We start from the raw sequence: 19,015 nt of genomic DNA, 5'->3' as shown, positions 1-19,015 counted from the left end.
ATTTGAATTTGCTTTCCTAATATATGAGATGGCTCTGAGATTTTAAAAAATAATAAATACAATAACTGAATTGCTACGCATGAATATGTCTTGTTATTTATCTATGTTAATTTTATGTACATTTTTAAAAATATATATACTTAATAATTGATTGATTTTTATGTATTTTTTATTATGAGGTGAATGTTTATGCGGTTCTGTGATTCTATTATTTGTACGGGACAGTTTATTGCCAAATAAATATGGTGGCGAACAAAGCGAGTGGGGGAGGTGTGAATTGTGATCGACTGCTTGGTTTTATCATAACACTTTCAAAACCAGTAAGTTACCAGCAAAGAGAAAAATGAGGGGGTAAGAGTTATGCAGTGTTTATGCATAACCTGATGCGTGAGGTTAACAACTATCTAACATCATCAGCGATAAACATGCGTTGCCGCAAAATATCGGTAATTAGGAGTGGTATGACAGGCCGTTTTTTCGTATAACAACAAAAATGAAACGATGTTTTAATCAAGGGGTTTGAGATGATTGTCGGCAATATTCACAACCTGGGTGCCTGGCTGCCGGAAGAGCTGCGTCAGGCGATTGAGCACATTAAAACGCATGTTACGGATGCGACGGAAAAGGGTAAGCATGACATCGATGGCGATCGCCTGTTTTATCTGATTGCCGAAGATATGACGGAGCCGTTTGCACAGCGCCGTGCCGAATATCATGCCCGCTATCTGGATATTCAGATCCTGCTCAAAGGGCAGGAAGGCATGACCTTTAGTACGCAGCCTGCGGGCGCGCCGGAAACTGACTGGCTGGCGGATAAAGATATTGCCTTCCTGTCGGAAGGGGCACAGGAGAAAACGGTGGTGCTGAACGAGGGTGACTTTGTGGTGTTCTATCCGGGGGAAGTGCACAAACCGCTGTGCGCAGTCGGTGCTCCGGCGCTGGTACGCAAAGCGGTGGTGAAAATGCGGGTGGAATAAGCGTGTTTGCCGGGGGCGGCTTCGCCTTGCCCGGCCTACGGGAGCGCGGTTGTAGGCCGGGTAAGATGCTGAGCATCGCCATCCGGCAAATCAATCATGCAACGTTATTTTTTGGAAAGCGTCGCCACCATTACCGCTTTAATGGTGTGCATCCGGTTTTCCGCCTGATCAAATACGATGCTGGCGGGGGACTCAAAGACGTCGTCGGTCACTTCCATCCCGCCGTGCAAACAGTACTGTTGCTCCATTTGTTTGCCAAGAGTGGTTTGATCGTCATGGAACGCGGGCAGGCAGTGCAGAAATTTCACCTGCGGATTGCCGGTGAGCGCCATCATCGTGCTGTTTACCTGATATTTGCGCAGCAGTGCAATACGCTCGGCCCACTTCTCTTTCGCTTCGCCCATTGACACCCATACGTCGGTGTAGATGAAGTCTGCACCTTTTACGCCCGTGGCGATATCTTCGGTCAGCGTAATATTGCCACCGTTTTTCTGTGCCAGCGCTTTGCATTCTGCCACCAGACTCTCTTCCGGCCAGCAGGCCTGCGGTGCAACCAGACGCAGATCTAACCCGGTTAACGCGGCGGCTTCCAGCATTGAATTGCCCATATTGTTACGGGCATCGCCGGTATAGACCAGCGTCATCTCATTAAATGCTTTACCCGGCAGGTGTTCCTGCATAGTTAACAGATCCGCCAGTAACTGGGTGGGATGAAACTCGTTAGTTAATCCATTCCACACCGGCACACCGGCATATTCCGCCAGCGTTTCCACCACTTCCTGACCGTGACCCCGATACTGAATACCGTCGTACATACGGCCAAGCACGCGGGCAGTATCTTTAATCGACTCTTTATGTCCAATCTGGCTGCCGCTTGGCCCGAGATATGTCACTCGAGCGCCCTGATCGTATGCGGCAACTTCGAAAGAGCAACGAGTACGAGTCGAGTCTTTTTCGAAGATGAGCGCGATATTTTTACCGGTGAGTTGAGCCACCTCTGTGCCGTTTTTCTTATCTGCCTTGAGCTGTGCGGCGAGCTTGAGCAGTGACGTGAGTTCAGCAGAGGTGAAATCGAGCAATTTCAAAAAGTGCTTCTGATAAAACGTAGACATGGTTTCCTCACATGGCTTAAGCCATTTATTGAATTAAAATTCAATTTATATGTATGTTTATTCATTTGCAACCTTGTTTAACAAATCTTTCCTGGAAAGGTGGAGGCAATGACAGCGGTATGTGACAATAAGAGTATCGGCAGGACATTATGAGGAACGAGCCATGGCAAACCCGGAACTACTGGAAGAGCAGCGTGAAGAAACACGCTTGATTATTGAAGAGTTACTCGAAGATGGCAGCGATCCAGACGCGCTGTACACCATTGAGCATCACCTTTCCGCGGACGACTTTGAAACCCTGGAAAAAGCGGCAGTAGAAGCCTTCAAGCTGGGTTATGAAGTGACCGAGCCGGAAGAGCTGGAAGTGGAAGAAGGCGACACGGTTATTTGCTGTGACATCCTCAGCGAATGCGCCCTGAATGCCGAGCTGATTGACGCGCAGGTTGAGCAACTGATGAACCTGGCTGAAAAATTTGAAGTGGAATACGACGGTTGGGGCACTTATTTTGAAGACCCGAACGGCGAAGAAGGTGAAGACGGCGACGATGAAGACCTCGTCGACGAAGATGATGACGGCGTGCGTCACTAAGTCATCTGCTGACCTGCGGTAGCACAGGCTGCCGCAGGCCAAGGACAACGTATGGATTACCCGCAAATACTCTCCCCGATCCACAACTTCCTGAAATGCAAAACGCCCCAGGCCTGGCTTGATAAAGCGCGAGACCCGGCGAATCTGCCGCTGTTATTGACCGATCACCTCGTCTGCGAACTGAAAGCGGCGCAAACGGCAATGCTGCTGGTGCGTAAGTATGTCGCGGATAAACAGGGATCGCAGGCGCTGTTGGACTGGCTGAAACCCTATGAAGCGTTTGCTTTCAGAGAAGGGGATGAGCCGGATTTTATCGCGCTGAATAAACAGATAAGCAAAAGCGTCATGCCGCAGACCGACGACCCGTGGGGACGAAAGCTTATTGACAGCATGGTGTTGCTGATTAAAGAAGAGCTACATCACTTCTCGCAGGTACGCGAGGCGATGATGAGCCGCAATATTCCTTACATCAAAATTACCGCCAGCCGTTACGCCAAAGGCATGCTCAAAGAGGTACGCACCCACGAGCCGCTGACGCTGATCGACAAGCTGATTTGCGGGGCGTATATCGAAGCCCGCTCCTGTGAACGTTTTGCCGCGCTGGCACCGTATCTGGAGGCTGATTTGCAGGCGTTTTATCTGTCGCTGCTGCGATCCGAGGCGCGGCACTATCAGGATTATCTGGCGCTGGCGCAGCAGGTTTCTGCTGATGATATCAGCGACCGGGTGCGATTTTTTGGCGAAGTCGAAGCCGCGCTGATTACCTCTCCTGACGACGAGTTCCGCTTTCACAGCGGCGTACCGGCTTGATTCTTTCCGTGACGTGCGGTGTTCAATCATCGCGCGTATTACCTCTTCCCCCATTTCCGCTAGCAAAATCTGGTGGCTGGAAATCGCTCGCCGCTGCCGTAATAATCAAAACACACGAAGGGGGAAATATATCCCCTTACCAGAGATTGTTTTGCATAAGGATGGTTAATGAACTGGGCACACGTATGGTTAGCGGGCTATATCGGGGTGGTGATTGCCATCGTCGTTGGCATGTTTCGTAAAAAAGGCTGGCTGGGCAAGATCTCAGGCGCGGTGGTCTTTGTGGTGGCGATTATTGCGTGGAATCTGTTTGATGTGCACTACCTGATCCCACGTGAAAACCCGGATTATGGTCTGACCGAAGAGCAGCAGTTTGAAAAGGCGATGCTCTCTAATCCGGCGTTTCAGGTGATTAAGGAACAGGAGCCCGCGCTGACACAAAAAATTATCAGCCAGGCAGCGCAGATGAAGAAAGCGGGGAGCAGCGAACAGCAGGTTATCGACGCGATACAGCCGCAGATTCTTCAGTTGCAGATGGCACGATTGCAGCAAGCTCCTGATGCCAATGTCATTGAATATATGAAAATTAATCTTGAGCAGATCGCCGCCGTGGCCAAAATAGGTGATGACGAATGCTTCCGCTTCCTGTTTCCGGCAGTAAAAGGGGGGATTAACCCGGCACGTCTGGTTCCGCATGAGATCATGAACCGTCGTATGGCGAGTGATATGAGTATGATGCGTGCTGCCTATGGTCCGAACAAACATACGGTCACGGCAGAAGAGAAACAGCTGGCGTTGCAGGATCTGCAAGCAATAAGTCCAGGACTAGTACAGCGCTATGGACCGGATATTCAAATCATGGCCGATCCGACTAAAGCTGTCGGCAAAGAGAAGATTGCCTGTGAGATAGTGCAGGATCTCTGGTCACAGGTGTTGAAGCTGCCGACCGCGCGTTCGGCCGGCGTGATTCGTCTGATGCTTTCAGCTGAGATGCAGTAAGGTTGCCATAGCCCCTCAGCGTAAGGTCAGAGGGGCTTTAACATCCGTACTTCACAATCCACGTGCCCGGTGCAGCCCAGCGCTTCGCTGATATGCTCAAAGCCTAAATGTTCATACAGGCGAATAGCCTCGGTCAGAAACGCGGTCGTTTCCAGATAGCACTGCTTAAAACCCTGCTCACGGGCGTGATCCAGCGCCATCAGCGCCAGCTTTTTCGCCAGCCCCTGGCCGCGTACGCTCGACAGGAAATACATCTTCTGCAGCTCGCAAATGTCCGGCTCGCTACAGCCTAACGGCGCGACGCCGCCGCCGCCCACCACCTGACCATTCTGCTCAACGACCCAATAGGCCGCGCCCGGCTGGCTGTAAACCTGGAACAGCTCATCCAGATTAGGGTCGGCGACGGTATAGCCTTTATCAGCGGTAAGCCCGTATTCGGCGGAAACCTGGCGAATAACGCGGGCGATGGCGGCGTTATCGTCGGCGGTAAGACGACGCAGCGTCGCAAAGGCAGGGGTAGTGACACTCATAGCGAACTCATGACATAAATGTGGAACATATGCAGTTAATACCACTGCGGTGAGGGGAAGCGCAAGCGAGGATAATTCAATAAAAAGCCTCTGAGCGAGGACGCCAGAGGCTTTTTAATCGTCAGTAGTGTCGGATGCGCTACGCTTATCCGACCTACGGGCTCGATGATTACAGCGCGGCGATGACCGCCTGCTGCTCAATCAGCTTCGCTTTGGCTTCTGCGTAACCGTCTAACTTCTCACGCTCTTTGGCGATCACCGCTTCCGGTGCGCGAGCGACGAAACCTTCGTTGGAGAGTTTGCCTTCGATACGGGCAATCTCACCTTCGATTTTCGCCACTTCTTTCGCCAGACGCGCCAGCTCATCTTCTTTGTTGATGAGGCCAGCCATTGGGATCAACAGTTCAGCGCCGTCGATGATTTTGGTCACGGAAACCGGACCTTTGTTATCGGCAGGCAGCACGGTGATGCTTTCCAGACGCGCCAGGTTCAGCAGGAAGCTGCGGTTGTCGTTCACACGACGCTCCGCATCTTTGCTGCAACCACGCAGCAGCAGCTCCAGCGGTTTACCCGGGGCGATGTTCATTTCCGCACGAATGTTACGCACGGCAACGATCGCCTGCTTCAGCCATTCGGTATCAGCCAGCGCGGCTTCATCAACCTGCGCGGCGTTATATTCCGGGAACGGCTGCAGCATGATGGTATCGGCGGTAATACCGCAAATGACCTTCACGCGCTGCCAGATGGTTTCGGTGATGAACGGGATGATCGGGTGCGCCAGGCGCAACAGACCTTCCAGCACGGTGACCAGCGTATTGCGGGTGCCGCGCAATTCAGACTCGGAACCGCCGGTCATCACCGGCTTGGTCAGCTCCAGATACCAGTCGCAGAACTGGTTCCAGGTGAACTCGTACAGGATGCCCGCAGCGATATCGAAGCGGAAGTTATCCAGCGCTTCGCGGTACGCTTTAACGGTCTGGTTGAATTCCGCCAGGATCCAGCGGTCCGCCAGCGACAGCGTCATTTCACCACCGTTGAAGCCGCAATCCTGATCTTCAGTGTTCATCAGCACAAAGCGGCTGGCGTTCCACAGCTTGTTACAGAAGTTACGGTAACCTTCCAGACGCTTCATATCCCAGTTGATGTCGCGACCGGTCGAGGCCAGCGCCGCCAGGGTAAAGCGCAGGGCGTCGGTGCCGTGCGGCTCGATACCGTTCGGGAACTGCTTCTCGGTACGCTTGGCAATCTTCTCAGCCAGCTGCGGCTGCATCATGTTGCCGGTACGTTTTTCCAGCAGCTCCGGCAGGGAGATGCCGTCGACCATATCCAGCGGGTCAATAACGTTACCCTTGGATTTGGACATCTTCTGGCCTTCGTCGTCACGAATCAGACCGGTCATGTAGACGGTATGGAACGGCACCTGCGGCTTGCCGTTTTCATCTTTGATGAAGTGCATGGTCATCATGATCATGCGGGCAATCCAGAAGAAGATGATGTCGAAGCCGGAAACCATCACGCTGGTCGGGTGGAACTGACGCAGGGCGTCGGTGTTTTCCGGCCAGCCGAGGGTGGAGAAAGTCCACAGCGCGGAGGAGAACCAGGTATCGAGAACGTCTTCGTCCTGACGAAGCGCAACGTCGGCGCCGAGGTTGTTTTCCTGACGCACTTCGTCTTCTGTACGGCCAACGTAGACGTTGCCGTCGTTGTCGTACCATGCCGGGATACGGTGACCCCACCACAGCTGACGGGAGATACACCAGTCCTGAATATCGCGCATCCAGGAGAAGTACATGTTTTCGTACTGCTTCGGCACGAACTGAATGCTGCCGTTTTCAACCGCTTCCACCGCCGGTTTCGCCAGCACGTCGGCACGCACGTACCACTGGTCGGTCAGCATCGGTTCGATAACTACGCCGCCACGGTCGCCATAAGGGACGGTCAGATCGTGCGGTTTAATTTCTTCCAGCAGGCCCAGCGCGTCAACGGCTGCGACGATCGCTTTACGGGCAGCAAAACGTTCCAGCTTCTGGAATTCAGCCGGAATTTCATTGGAATAAACGTCAGACTCTTCGCCTTTGGTGTCGTACACTTCTGCGGTTTCGCGGATGTCGCCATCAAAGGTCAGAATATTGATCATCGGCAGGCCGTGACGTTTCCCGACTTCGTAGTCGTTAAAGTCGTGTGCCGGGGTGATTTTCACGCAGCCGGTGCCTTTTTCCATATCGGCGTGTTCATCACCAACAATCGGAATACGGCGGTCGACCAGCGGCAGAATAACGAATTTGCCGATCAGATCTTTATAACGTGGATCTTCCGGATTCACGGCCACGCCAGTATCGCCGAGAATGGTTTCCGGACGGGTAGTGGCGACGACCAGATAATCTTTACCATCTGCGGTTTTCGCGCCGTCGGCCAGCGGATAGCGGATGTGCCACATCGAGCCTTTGGACTCGCGGTTTTCCACTTCCAGGTCAGAGATGGCGGTGCGCAGTTTCGGGTCCCAGTTCACCAGGCGCTTGCCACGGTAAATCAGGTCTTCTTTGTACAGGCGAACGAAGACTTCTTTCACGGCATTGGAAAGACCTTCGTCCATGGTGAAACGCTCGCGCTCCCAGTCAACGGAGTTGCCGAGACGGCGCATCTGACGGGTAATGGTGCCGCCGGATTCCGCTTTCCACTGCCAGATTTTGTCGATAAACGCTTCGCGACCGTAGTCGTGACGAGTTTTACCTTCTTCAGCGGCAATCTTACGCTCAACCACCATCTGGGTAGCGATACCCGCGTGGTCGGTACCAGCCTGCCACAGGGTGTTTTTGCCCTGCATGCGCTGGTAGCGAATCATGGTGTCCATGATGGTTTGCTGGAAAGCATGACCCATATGCAAACTGCCGGTGACGTTCGGCGGCGGGATCATGATGCAGAAGGACTCTTTGCTTTCATCGCCGTTAGGTTTGAAATAGCCCTGCTTTTCCCAGTGCTCGTAAAGCGGCTGTTCGATATCTTGTGGGTTATATGTCTTTTCCATTATTTCCAGGTTGCCGTATTCAGGTTAAAACCAGCCACGCGGTAAGCTTTGTAGCGATCGCGTGCCGATTGTTTCAAAGAATCTTCGTAAGGGACGAAGTCTATCACTTCTGTGAAAGCGGTGGCAAAATCTGCAAAGCCAACGCGCAAACTGATGAGCAGGTCGCGCGGGCTGCTGTTGCGTTTTTCCGGCCAGGCAATCTCTACCGGTGCGCCGCCTCTGGGACCTTCACCCGCCAGATTATGCGGCACGAAGCTTTCTGCCGGTCTTGCCCACAGGGCTTCATCAAGGCGAAAGGCCTGCTTTTCGTTTTCGCAGGCGATCAGCACGCGCTTGCCAGCACGCCAACGTTCTGCGGCAATTTCACACACCAGTAGCTCGACGGCGCTTAAGCCATCAACGGTAGTGTCATTATCCAGAAGATAGAACGTCGCATTCTTCATATATGGGGCTTCTTGTGGTGAATTTAAATGCGTTGCCATGATGCACCCCGTAGGCCTGATAAGGCGCATTAGCGCCGTCATCAGGCATTTTGCCGGATGGCGCGGCGCTTATCCGGCCTACGGGGTAATCTCAAACTTACTCGTCGCCGTTAAATCCGGCGCGATTAAGCAGGAACTGCGACAGCAGCGCTACCGGACGACCGGTGGCGCCTTTGGCTTTACCGGAACGCCATGCGGTACCCGCGATATCCAGGTGCGCCCAGTTATATTTACGGGTAAAGCGCGACAGGAAGCAGCCCGCGGTGATAGCACCACCAGGACGGCCGCCGATGTTAGCCATATCCGCAAAGTTGGACTCCAGTTGTTCCTGGAATTCATCACCCAACGGCAGACGCCACGCGCGGTCGCCCGCCTGCTCAGACGCGCCAATAAGCTCGTGCGCCAGCGGATTGTGGTTCGACATCAGGCCGGTGATGTGATGGCCCAGGGCAATCACGCACGCGCCGGTCAGCGTTGCCACGTCAATGACCGCTTCCGGTTCAAAACGCTCGACGTAGGTTAACACGTCGCACAGCACCAGACGGCCTTCAGCATCGGTGTTCAGCACTTCAACGGTTTGACCAGACATGGTCGTCAGCACATCGCCCGGGCGATACGCGCGACCACCCGGCATGTTTTCACAGCCCGCCAGTACGCCGACGACGTTGATTGGCAACTGTAGCTCTGCCACCATGCGCATCACGCCATACACAGCTGCCGCGCCGCACATATCGTATTTCATCTCATCCATGCCTTCGGCAGGTTTGATGGAGATACCGCCGGAGTCAAAGGTTAACCCTTTACCCACCAACACGATCGGGCGTACGTCTTCGGATTCGACACCTTTATACTCAATCACCGACATCAGCGACTCGTTTTGCGAACCATTGCCGACCGCAAGATAGGAGTGCATGCCCAGCTCTTTCATCTGCTGCTCACCGATGACGCGGGTGACAACATTTTTGCTATAGCTATCAGCCAACTGACGCGCCTGAGAGGCCAGGTAGGCGGCGTTACAGATATTCGGCGGCATGTTGCCGAGATCTTTTGCCGCTTTGATCCCGGCGGCAATCGCCAGGCCGTGCTGAATGGCACGTTCACCGCTGGTCAATTCGCGGCGGGTCGGTACGTTAAAGACCATTTTACGCAGCGGACGACGTGGTTCGCTTTTGTTAGTCTTCAACTGATCAAAGCTGTACAGCGTTTCCTGTGCCGTCTCAACGGCTTGACGTACTTTCCAGTAGTTATTGCGACCTTTAACGTGTAGCTCAGTCAGGAAGCAGACGGCTTCCATTGAGCCTGTATCATTCAGGGTATTTATAGTTTTCTGAATGACCTGCTTATACTGACGTTCATCAAGCTCACGCTCTTTACCACAACCGATGAGGAGAATTCGCTCAGACAGGACGTTAGGAACATGGTGCAGCAACAGGGTTTGACCTGGTTTGCCTTCCAGTTCGCCACGACGCAGCAGTGCGCTGATGTACCCATCGCTGATCTTGTCGAGCTGCTCTGCAATCGGAGAGAGGCGGCGTGGTTCAAAGACGCCCACGACGATGCAGGCACTCCGCTGTTTCTCCGGGCTACCGCTTTTTACACTGAACTCCATGCACTACGCTCCTGAATCTTAAAGACAACGGCGGTGGCTACGGATAGAATTGCAAGCTTTCGTAACTCATTCCCGCTGTTGCGGTGACTTCGTGTTAATCTTAACGTTATTACGGCATTGGCACGTCAGAACAATTTCTGAGAGGTGGATCCGTTGAGTATAATGATCTTAGCGACGATTTCGACGACTCAAGAGAATAAATGACGTTTAAGCCATGAAACAAGCTAAATTCCGGCAAAAGACGGGTTTTTACGGGCGTATTTAAAGTGATAATCATAAGATATCTGGTTCGGGAAACGCTCAAAAGCCAACTTGCGATCCTATTCATCCTGCTTTTGATCTTCTTTTGTCAAAAGTTAGTCAGGATCCTTGGTGCGGCGGTTGACGGTGATATCCCGGCGAATCTGGTGCTCTCGCTGCTGGGGCTGGGCGTGCCAGAAATGGCGCAACTTATCTTGCCCTTAAGCCTGTTCCTCGGGCTGCTGATGACGCTGGGCAAACTGTATACCGAAAGTGAAATTACGGTCATGCACGCCTGTGGGCTGAGCAAGGCTGTGCTCGTGAAAGCGGCGATGGTGCTGGCGTTGTTTACCAGTATTATTGCGGCGGTTAACGTGATGTGGGCCGGACCATGGTCCTCCAGGCATCAGGACGAAGTGCTGGCGGAAGCGAAAGCTAACCCCGGCATGGCTGCGCTTGCTCAGGGGCAATTCCAGCAGGCGACTAACGGCGGTTCGGTGCTGTTTATCGAAAGCGTTGATGGCAGCAACTTCAAAGATGTGTTCCTCGCGCAAATCCGCCCGAAAGGTAATGCCCGTCCTTCGGTGGTGGTGGCTGATTCCGGACATCTTACCCAGATGCGCGATGGCTCCCAGGTCGTGACGCTGAACCAGGGTACGCGCTTTGAAGGGACCGCGCTGCTGCGTGATTTCCGCATCACTGACTTCCAGGATTATCAGGCGATTATTGGCCATCAGGCCGTGGCGCTGGATCCAAACGATACCGACCAGATGGATATGCGTACGCTGTGGACGACCGACAACGATCGTGCCCGCGCGGAGCTGACCTGGCGTATCACATTAGTATTCACTGTATTTATGATGGCGCTGATGGTCGTACCGCTGAGCGTGGTGAACCCACGTCAGGGGCGCGTACTGTCGATGCTGCCCGCAATGCTGCTCTATTTGCTGTTCTTCCTGGTCCAGACATCGCTGAAGTCGAATGGCGGCAAAGGTAAGCTGGATCCGGTGTTCTGGATGTGGGCGGTTAACCTGGCGTATCTGGCGCTGGCGATTGTACTTAACCTTTGGGATACGGTGCCGATGCGCCGCTTGCGTGCCCGTTTTATGCGTAAAGGAGCGGTATAATGCAGCCCTTTGGTGTACTTGACCGCTATATCGGTAAAACCATTTTCACCACCATCATGATGACGTTGTTCATGCTGGTGTCGCTCTCCGGGATCATCAAGTTTGTCGACCAGCTGAAAAAAGCCGGGCAGGGGAGCTACGATGCGATGGGCGCCGGGCTGTATACCCTGCTCAGCGCACCAAAAGATATCCAGATTTTCTTCCCGATGGCGGCGCTGCTCGGCGCGTTGTTGGGGCTGGGCATGTTGGCTCAGCGTAGTGAACTGGTGGTGATGCAGGCTTCCGGCTTTACCCGTATGCAGGTGGCGCTGTCGGTGATGAAAACCGCGATTCCGCTGGTGCTGTTGACGATGGCCATCGGTGAATGGGTGGCGCCGCAGGGCGAACAGATGGCGCGTAACTACCGTGCGCAGCAGATGTACGGTGGCTCGCTGCTCTCTACCCAGCAGGGTCTGTGGGCGAAAGATGGTGACAGCTTTGTCTACATCGAGCGGGTGAAAGGCGACGCCGAATTAGGCGGGATTAGCATCTACTCCTTTAACGATAAGCGTCGTTTGCAGTCCGTTCGCTATGCTGCGAGCGCGACGTTTGACCCGGAGCAGAAGGTCTGGCGTCTGTCGCAGGTGGATGAATCTAACCTGACCAATCCAAAGCAAATCACCGGTTCGCAGATGGTTAGCGGGACCTGGAAAACCAACCTTACGCCGGACAAGCTCGGCGTAGTCGCGCTGGACCCTGATGCGCTCTCGATTAGCGGTCTGCATAACTACGTGAAGTACCTGAAGTCGAGCGGCCAGGACGCCGGACGTTACCAGCTCAATATGTGGAGCAAAGTCTTCCAGCCGCTGTCAGTGGCGGTCATGATGCTGATGGCGCTGTCGTTTATCTTTGGCCCGCTGCGTAGCGTCCCGATGGGCGTGCGCGTGGTGACAGGGATTAGCTTCGGTTTTGTGTTCTATGTGCTGGACCAAATCTTTGGCCCATTAACGCTGGTGTACGGCATTCCGCCGATTATCGGCGCGCTGCTGCCTAGCGCCAGCTTCTTCCTGATAAGCCTGTGGCTGATGCTGCGTAAGTCATAATATCCGCCCCTCCCGTAGTGCGGGAGGGGCATTTCACTGCTAGCGTTTTCTGCCGCCCATCAAACTTCCCAACATGCCGCGAATTATCTGATTAGTGACCTGTCGCGCCGCGCTTTTCGCCACGCTCTGTACTACGCCATCGCGCTTACCGCCGCGTGGTCCGGTGCTGCCAAACAGAATATCTTTCAACCCCCCGAGAATACCGCCATCCACGTCGATCGCTTTACCGTTGGCGGGAGGCGTATTTTGCTGCTCGGTGCTGGCCTGTACGCCTTGCTGTAAACGCTCATAGGCGGACTCACGGTCGACCTCTTCCTCATATTTTCCGTACAACGAGGAGTGATTAATCAGCCCGTTGCGCTCGTCGTCGGTTACCGGTCCCATGCGCGAGCACGGCGCAATCACCATCGCCCGTTCCACCACTGACGGGCTACCTTTGGCATCAAGGAAGGAAATTAGCGCTTCGCCGGTGCCCAGCTCCTGAATGGCTTTTTCAGTATCAAAGGCTGGGTTGGCGCGCATAGTTTGCGCTGCGGTTTTCACCGCTTTCTGATCTTTCGGCGTGAAGGCGCGCAGGGCATGTTGCACGCGGTTCCCCAACTGGCCGAGTACGTTGTCCGGAATATCGGACGGGTTTTGCGAAACGAACCACACGCCGACCCCTTTCGAGCGGATCAGGCGGATCACCTGTTCAATTTTATCCAGCAGCACCTGTGGAGCGTCGTTGAACAGCAGGTGGGCTTCATCGAAGAAGAACACCAGTTTTGGTTTCTCCAGATCGCCGGCTTCCGGTAATTGTTCATACAGCTCGGAGAGCATCCACAACAGGCTGGCGGCGTACAGTTTGGGCATCTGGTACAGCTTTTCGGCGCTGAGGATGTTGATCATCCCTTTACCGCTGGCATCGGTTCGCATCCAGTCTTTGATATCCAGCATCGGCTCGCCAAAGAAGTGCGCCGCTCCCTGTTGTTCCAGTGACAACAGTCCGCGCTGGATAGCGCCCACCGAGGCGCTGCTGATGTTGCCGTACTGATTCTGGAACGATTTAGCGTTATCGCCGATGTAGTGCGTAATGGCCCGCAGATCTTTGAAATCCAGCAGCAACAGACCCTGGTCATCGGCAATGCGGAAGATAATATCCAGCACGCCAGATTGCACGTCGTTGAGATTCAGCAGACGCGCCAGCAGTAGCGGCCCGAGGTCAGAGACCGTGGCCCGCACCGGGTGGCCTTTTTCGCCGAAGATATCCCACACCGTGACCGGATTAGCATGCGGTTGCCAGTCGGTAATGCCGATGTTTTTCAGGCGGGCGAGCAGCTTTTCAGAGGCTTGTCCTTCCTGCGCTACGCCGGTTAAGTCACCTTTTACGTCAGCCATAAATACCGGCACGCCAATCTCAGACAGCGATTCGGCCAGTTTCTGTAGCGTGACGGTTTTACCGGTCCCGGTCGCGCCGGTAATCAGCCCGTGACGGTTGGCCATGCCTGGGAGTAAAAACAGTTCGGTGTCCGGCGTGCGGGCGATTAGCAGGGGTGCGCTCATTGAGATTTCCTCCATTTATCCTGCCTGGAGTATAGGCAACCGTGACGCACTCTTCACCGCTAAATTGCGGAGATTGCGAGGAGAATTCCAAAGTGGCGGGAATAGCCGGGAGGTTTACTCCCCCCGGCAGAGATAATCAGAAGTCGGCTTTCAGCACCACTCGGTAGCGGGCCTTGCCGTCGCGCACGTGCTGGATAGCTTCGTTAATTTGCGACATCGGGTACAGTTCGGTGGTCGGCGATACCTTGCTGCGCCCGGCGAACTTCATCAGTTTGCGCAGCTCGAAGGGTGTACCGGTCGCCGAACCGGAGATGCTGCGATCGCCGGCTATCAAAGTGAACGCCGGCACCGGCAGCGGCTTCAGCACCGCGCCGACGGTATGGAAGTTACCGCCGTAGGCCAGCGCTTCAAAATAGGGCTGCCAGTCGAGGTCGACGTTAACCGTGTTAATGATGAGATCGAACTGGCCTGCCAGCGCTTTTAGCGCATCCGGATCGCGGCTGTTGACCACCTTATCCGCTCCCATCGCCAGCACCTCCTGCTCTTTCGCCGGATTAGAGCTGAACGCGGTCACCTCGCAGCCCATCGCGTGTAACAGCTTAATGGCTATATGCCCCAGGCCGCCGATGCCGATCACCCCGACGCGGCTGATGGCAGTGATGTGGTGCATCAGTAGCGGTTTGAACACCGTGATGCCGCCGCACAGCAATGGGCCAGCTGCCGCCAGATCGATGCTCTCCGGCAGCGGGATCACCCACTGCCAGTCGGCCCGCAGCTTCTCGGCAAAGCCACCGCGATTGAGAATCGTGGGAACGGAACCTTGCAGGCAGTTAATCTGATTACCGCTGATACAGGCGTCGCAATGCCCGCAACTGCGTGCCGTCCAGCCAACGCCGACGCGCTGACCAACTTTCAGACCCTTATTCTGCGCCGCGCTGCCGAGCGCCGCCACGCGACCAATCACCTCATGCCCGGCAACCAGCGGATACTGAGAGAACCCCCATTCGTTGTCGATCATCGACAAATCGGAATGGCAGATACCGCAGTAATCGACCTGTACCTCGACATCTTCCGGCTTAAGCTCGCCCGCATCATATTCATAGAGTTCGAGTTCGCTGCCCGCCGCTTTTACGGCGTAGCTTTTTATCATCGACATCGTGTTTCCCTCAGTGTGGTGTTGAACTGGAAGTGTAGAGCATGGGGAAACCGGACGCTTCGCAGAAGGGGGGATTAAGGAGGTGGCAAACTGTGATGATGGTTACAGCTAAGAAAGGTAATGCTGAAATTTTCAACACTTAGCGAGCCAGACACATGCTGGTGCTTGCATGGTGGCGCATGACAGGTATAATCCACAACGTTTTCCGCATCCCTTCCGTGCCGGAGTGGCGAAATCGGTAGACGCAGTTGATTCAAAATCAACCGTAGAAATACGTGCCGGTTCGAGTCCGGCCTTCGGCACCATTAGTACTTCCAAGACTATCCGAGAAAGTCCAATTATCCCTTTAAAATCAATGCTTGCAGCGATTTTTACGTCCTGAGTCGTCCGAGGTTGTCCGTTGAAATCCGGATGTCATTGGGGGCATAATTGGGGGCATCTTAACTTCGATTAGAAATGTGCCCCCAAATGAAGCTCAACGCCAGACAGGTCGAGACCGCAAAGCCAAAAGACAAAACCTACAAAATGGCCGATGGCGGCGGTTTGTATCTCGAGGTTTCGGCCAAGGGTTCTAAATACTGGCGTATGAAATACAGACGCCCCTCAGACAAAAAAGAGGATCGCCTCGCTTTTGGTGTTTGGCCCACTGTGACCCTTGCTCAGGCAAGAGCAAAGCGTGATGAAGCTAAAAAGCTTTTAGTACAGGGCATAGACCCAAAAGTCGAACAGAAAGAAGCTCAGGCCGAGAATTCGGGGGCATATACTTTTGAAACTATCGCCCGAGAATGGCATGCCAGTAACAAGCGCTGGAGTGAAGACCATCGATCGCGCGTTCTTCGCTATCTTGAGCTTTATATCTTCCCTCACATCGGTTCGTCCGACATTCGGCAGCTTAAAACCAGCCACCTGTTAGCCCCGATTAAAAAAGTTGATGCCAGTGGCAAACACGATGTCGCTCAGCGCCTGCAACAGCGCGTCACGGCCATTATGCGTTATGCCGTACAGAACGATTACATCGACTCAAATCCAGCCAGCGATATGGCCGGAGCGCTATCGACAACCAAAGCGCGACATTACCCTGCTTTACCTTCTAGCCGGTTCCCTGAGTTTCTTGCACGTCTTGCTGCATATCGTGGCCGTGTAATGACTCGGATTGCGGTCGAGCTTTCCTTGCTAACTTTTGTGCGTTCCAGTGAATTACGTTTCGCGCGTTGGGATGAATTCGACTTCGATAAATCTCTTTGGCGTATACCTGCAAAGCGAGAAGAAATTAAAGGCGTGCGTTATTCGTACCGAGGTATGAAGATGAAAGAGGAACATATCGTTCCGCTTAGTCGGCAGGCGATGATTTTATTAAACCAGTTAAAGCAGATTAGTGGTGATAAAGAGCTGCTTTTTCCGGGGGATCATGACGCAACTAAGGTTATGAGTGAAAACACGGTAAACAGCGCATTGCGTGCGATGGGCTATGATACGAAAACTGAGGTGTGTGGGCATGGGTTTAGGACTATGGCGCGTGGTGCGTTGGGGGAGTCGGGGTTATGGAGTGATGACGCGATAGAGAGGCAACTGAGCCACTCAGAGCGTAATAATGTACGTGCGGCATATATCCATACCTCCGAGCATTTGGATGAGCGGCGTTTAATGGTGCAGTGGTGGGCTGATTATTTGGATATAAACCGTAATAAATATATTACGCCTTATGATTATTCAAAATACAAAGATATAATTAAATAATAATAGTTATTGGTTGATTTTTAAAATGTGTGTTAAGTAACATAATCTGGAGTTTTTAATTGTTTGTTGCTATAATAAAAATCAATGTGAAGTGAGTGTGATTAACATGGCTGAGTTATTGCGAGAGCAGGAAGTTAAAATAGCCCTAATTGAATGGTTATATAAAAAAGGCATGCTTAGTGATGCAACTATCATTAATGAAATGGTTGTTGCTAACTGGAGCAGAAGAGCTGATTTGGCCATTGCCAACGGAAGCTTGCAAGCTTTTGAAATAAAAAGCGATTTTGACTCTCTTAAGCGCTTGGATGGTCAGTTAAAAATTTTCAAATCTAGCTTCGAAAAAGTTACAATTGTGTGTGCGCCAAAATTTACCAGTGAAGTTTCTAAGCGGGTTTCATCAGATGTTGGCGTTGTAGAATTTCAATCTAATAATAGTGGTGTACGTTTTAAAATAATTCAAAAAGGAAGGGTTTGCTCTCGCTTAAATAAATTTATTTATTTGGGATTTTTGCTTAAGTCTGAGCTTAAAGATCTGCTTAATCAGCATGGAATTACATTTTCAAATGAACTACATAGGGATTGTCTTGAGGTTTTGGCATCTAAGTTATCTTTAAACAAGATTAGAGAATTTGTCATTACATCTATTAAAAATAGGTATCATGCGACTTCTAATGAGTTTTTATCTAGACTCCATGGTAATCAAGAAATATCTATAGGCGATCTTGCATTATTGAGCAAAGCTAAAAGAAGGAATAATTCTTTGGTTAAGTTCGAGTTTAAGGCTTGTTCGGAGAAATCTTTAAATGAATACCATAAGGTTGATGTTGACTCTATAGTTAGGAAATATGGCGATGATGTTTCCTATATTCCGGAAAAAGTACTTAAAAGGGTTGTGAGCTAGGGAAGGTTAACCTTCCCTAGTTTTTTATTAGATAAGATCTTCCTCATCATGATCAAAGCCAAACTGTAGAGCCTCAGATAGCTCAATTTGCTTGTTTAAGTGTAGATTCACTCGAACAGCAATCCATTTAGCTGGACTTCCCATACCTGCTATATCCCCTATAGCAGCATTTCTTATCATTGCAGCCCCCCAAGAGTCTTCCCTTTGATAATGTGGATACTCTGCCAAAATTGATTGCGCAGCTTCAATGAATCCTTCTTTATTCATCCCAGGACGGCGCTCGAAATACCATGAATCATCTAACGCTATATCAATTCTAGGAACATATCGCCCAATTACATTGTCATACACTACTGAATGAATTGAACCATGATCGCCATAAATAGCGACATCACTTCCACCAATATTTTGATGCAATTCTCTCTCAATAACATCAATATATCCGGACTGTCCATTTTCACGGCAAAAATTTGTAACTGAACTAGGGAAGCTTGTTGCTAGCACACTAATTATGGCCTCAGGAATCTCAGTTCTAATTTGATTGATCGAATTTATTGCTGCAGCTGTTATAGCAGATATATTCCCCCTGATGTAACCCAAATCGATGAAAACTATGGCGTTTTCCGGAGAGTCCATCGATACTAGTGACGTCAGGGTTTTATTGATGTCTGTATTTAGATTTCTAATTCTAAATGCAATTGAGCCTTTAACATCCTCTAAAACTCTAGCTTGGATAGATATATCTCTAAGTTTTGCTGAATCCGGCATCTGGACTACTGGAATAATATTATCATTTCTGGAGCAAAACTCTATCCAGTTTTTAAAACCATTCTCAGGAGAGAGTAGTTCGAAGCTTGAAGCACAATGATGAGAATTCTCCTTTGTGACATCCAAAATGAATGGGAGATTACTCATCACTTCTAAACTTTTATCTAACGATACCTGAATTTCTTCCGAGCGAGGCCATTTCCCCAAAGAAATTAAAGGCAATATTTTTTGCTTGTTTTCATATGATAAATTATTCAGCCCGGTCATTTCCGCTGATCGTGTTCTTAGGGCTGGATAGTACGAGTAATTTTCAAAATATACTTTCATAT

The 19,015-nt window shown here is 51.8% G+C and carries 18 protein-coding genes and 1 tRNA gene; 10 read left to right on the top strand and 9 right to left on the bottom strand.

The genetic code is table 11. The features are described 5' to 3' along the window. The first annotated feature begins 524 nt into the window (after positions 1 to 524). Complete coding sequence (locus FDX04_RS21095) at positions 525 to 977, top strand: YhcH/YjgK/YiaL family protein (RefSeq protein WP_137360178.1); 453 nt, start codon at positions 525 to 527, stop codon at positions 975 to 977. Between the two features lie 104 nt (positions 978 to 1,081). Here the strand turns inward: FDX04_RS21095 and argF are convergent, their stop codons facing one another. Both argF and FDX04_RS24730 read right to left on the bottom strand, forming a co-directional pair. Next, complete coding sequence (gene argF, locus FDX04_RS21090; RefSeq protein WP_137360177.1) at positions 1,082 to 2,089, bottom strand: ornithine carbamoyltransferase; 1,008 nt, start codon at positions 2,087 to 2,089, stop codon at positions 1,082 to 1,084. Further along, positions 2,059 to 2,154, bottom strand: a complete 96-nt coding sequence (locus FDX04_RS24730) for a hypothetical protein (RefSeq protein WP_371415456.1) — start codon at positions 2,152 to 2,154, stop codon at positions 2,059 to 2,061. The genes argF and FDX04_RS24730 overlap by 31 nt, the downstream gene beginning before the upstream one ends. A gap of 98 nt (positions 2,155 to 2,252) precedes the next feature. Between FDX04_RS24730 and rraB the strand changes: the two genes are divergently transcribed. The 3 genes from rraB to FDX04_RS21075 all read left to right on the top strand — a co-directional run bounded on the left by rraB (position 2,253) and on the right by FDX04_RS21075 (position 4,487). Then, positions 2,253 to 2,678 carry a ribonuclease E inhibitor RraB gene (rraB, locus tag FDX04_RS21085; protein WP_042312689.1) on the top strand — a complete coding sequence of 142 codons (426 nt, stop codon included), beginning with the start codon at positions 2,253 to 2,255 and terminating at the stop codon, positions 2,676 to 2,678. A 51-nt stretch (positions 2,679 to 2,729) separates the two neighbouring features. Continuing rightward, entirely contained in the window at positions 2,730 to 3,488 is a 759-nt protein-coding gene (gene miaE / locus FDX04_RS21080) for a tRNA isopentenyl-2-thiomethyl-A-37 hydroxylase MiaE (protein ID WP_042312687.1), read from the top strand. Between the two features lie 168 nt (positions 3,489 to 3,656). Further along, positions 3,657 to 4,487: a hypothetical protein gene (locus tag FDX04_RS21075; protein ID WP_042312685.1), complete on the top strand. Its 831-nt coding sequence runs from the start codon at positions 3,657 to 3,659 to the stop codon at positions 4,485 to 4,487. 26 nt (positions 4,488 to 4,513) lie between these two features. Here FDX04_RS21075 and FDX04_RS21070 read toward each other — a convergent pair whose 3' ends face one another. The 4 genes from FDX04_RS21070 to pepA all read right to left on the bottom strand — a co-directional run bounded on the left by FDX04_RS21070 (position 4,514) and on the right by pepA (position 10,133). Then, entirely contained in the window at positions 4,514 to 5,017 is a 504-nt protein-coding gene (locus FDX04_RS21070; RefSeq protein WP_042312683.1) for a GNAT family N-acetyltransferase, read from the bottom strand. Positions 5,018 to 5,186: 169 nt separating this feature from the next. After that, the gene (locus FDX04_RS21065; RefSeq protein ID WP_137360176.1) at positions 5,187 to 8,042 is read right to left on the bottom strand and encodes a valine--tRNA ligase; all 2,856 of its coding nucleotides are present in this window, start codon (positions 8,040 to 8,042) and stop codon (positions 5,187 to 5,189) included. Then, on the bottom strand, positions 8,042 to 8,485 hold the full coding sequence (holC, locus tag FDX04_RS21060; RefSeq protein ID WP_170972899.1) for a DNA polymerase III subunit chi: 444 nt from the start codon (positions 8,483 to 8,485) through the stop codon (positions 8,042 to 8,044). The genes FDX04_RS21065 and holC overlap by 1 nt, the downstream gene beginning before the upstream one ends. Positions 8,486 to 8,621: 136 nt before the next feature. After that, on the bottom strand, positions 8,622 to 10,133 hold the full coding sequence (pepA, locus tag FDX04_RS21055; RefSeq protein ID WP_038636783.1) for a leucyl aminopeptidase: 1,512 nt from the start codon (positions 10,131 to 10,133) through the stop codon (positions 8,622 to 8,624). A 153-nt stretch (positions 10,134 to 10,286) separates the two neighbouring features. On the opposite strand from pepA, the gene FDX04_RS24345 reads away from it, so the two are divergent. From FDX04_RS24345 to lptG, 3 genes are all read left to right on the top strand, one after another. Then, positions 10,287 to 10,337: a hypothetical protein gene (locus FDX04_RS24345; protein WP_212723231.1), complete on the top strand. Its 51-nt coding sequence runs from the start codon at positions 10,287 to 10,289 to the stop codon at positions 10,335 to 10,337. A gap of 62 nt (positions 10,338 to 10,399) precedes the next feature. After that, positions 10,400 to 11,500 (top strand): LPS export ABC transporter permease LptF, encoded by a 1,101-nt coding sequence (lptF, locus tag FDX04_RS21050; protein ID WP_042312675.1) that lies wholly within the window; start codon positions 10,400 to 10,402, stop codon positions 11,498 to 11,500. Further along, a complete protein-coding gene (gene lptG, locus FDX04_RS21045) occupies positions 11,500 to 12,582 on the top strand; it encodes an LPS export ABC transporter permease LptG (protein WP_042312673.1) in 1,083 nt (360 codons plus the stop codon). Before lptF ends, lptG begins: the two co-directional genes overlap by 1 nt. A 39-nt stretch (positions 12,583 to 12,621) precedes the next feature. Here lptG and FDX04_RS21040 read toward each other — a convergent pair whose 3' ends face one another. Next, positions 12,622 to 14,124 (bottom strand): helicase HerA-like C-terminal domain-containing protein, encoded by a 1,503-nt coding sequence (locus tag FDX04_RS21040; RefSeq protein ID WP_137371438.1) that lies wholly within the window; start codon positions 14,122 to 14,124, stop codon positions 12,622 to 12,624. A 136-nt stretch (positions 14,125 to 14,260) separates the two neighbouring features. Next, entirely contained in the window at positions 14,261 to 15,280 is a 1,020-nt protein-coding gene (locus FDX04_RS21035; protein WP_137371437.1) for an NAD(P)-dependent alcohol dehydrogenase, read from the bottom strand. A gap of 220 nt (positions 15,281 to 15,500) precedes the next feature. Between FDX04_RS21035 and FDX04_RS21030 the strand changes: the two genes are divergently transcribed. The 3 genes from FDX04_RS21030 to FDX04_RS21020 all read left to right on the top strand — a co-directional run bounded on the left by FDX04_RS21030 (position 15,501) and on the right by FDX04_RS21020 (position 17,918). Then, positions 15,501 to 15,585: transfer RNA gene (locus FDX04_RS21030), tRNA-Leu, on the top strand. 163 nt (positions 15,586 to 15,748) lie between these two features. Then, positions 15,749 to 17,017, top strand: a complete 1,269-nt coding sequence (locus FDX04_RS21025; RefSeq protein WP_115182048.1) for an integrase arm-type DNA-binding domain-containing protein — start codon at positions 15,749 to 15,751, stop codon at positions 17,015 to 17,017. Between the two features lie 106 nt (positions 17,018 to 17,123). Then, the gene (locus tag FDX04_RS21020; RefSeq protein ID WP_115182359.1) at positions 17,124 to 17,918 is read left to right on the top strand and encodes a sce7726 family protein; all 795 of its coding nucleotides are present in this window, start codon (positions 17,124 to 17,126) and stop codon (positions 17,916 to 17,918) included. 27 nt (positions 17,919 to 17,945) lie between these two features. On the opposite strand, the gene FDX04_RS21015 is transcribed toward FDX04_RS21020, so the two are convergent. Beyond that, positions 17,946 to 19,013: a beta family protein gene (locus FDX04_RS21015; protein ID WP_115182047.1), complete on the bottom strand. Its 1,068-nt coding sequence runs from the start codon at positions 19,011 to 19,013 to the stop codon at positions 17,946 to 17,948. Positions 19,014 to 19,015 lie beyond the last annotated feature (2 nt).

The sequence above is a fragment of the Citrobacter sp. wls615 genome (genome assembly GCF_005281355.1).
Lineage (GTDB): Bacteria > Pseudomonadota > Gammaproteobacteria > Enterobacterales > Enterobacteriaceae > Citrobacter > Citrobacter werkmanii.
The sequence above is the reverse complement of the archived record's forward strand: the minus strand, read 5'-3'. Positions and strand labels throughout refer to the sequence as shown.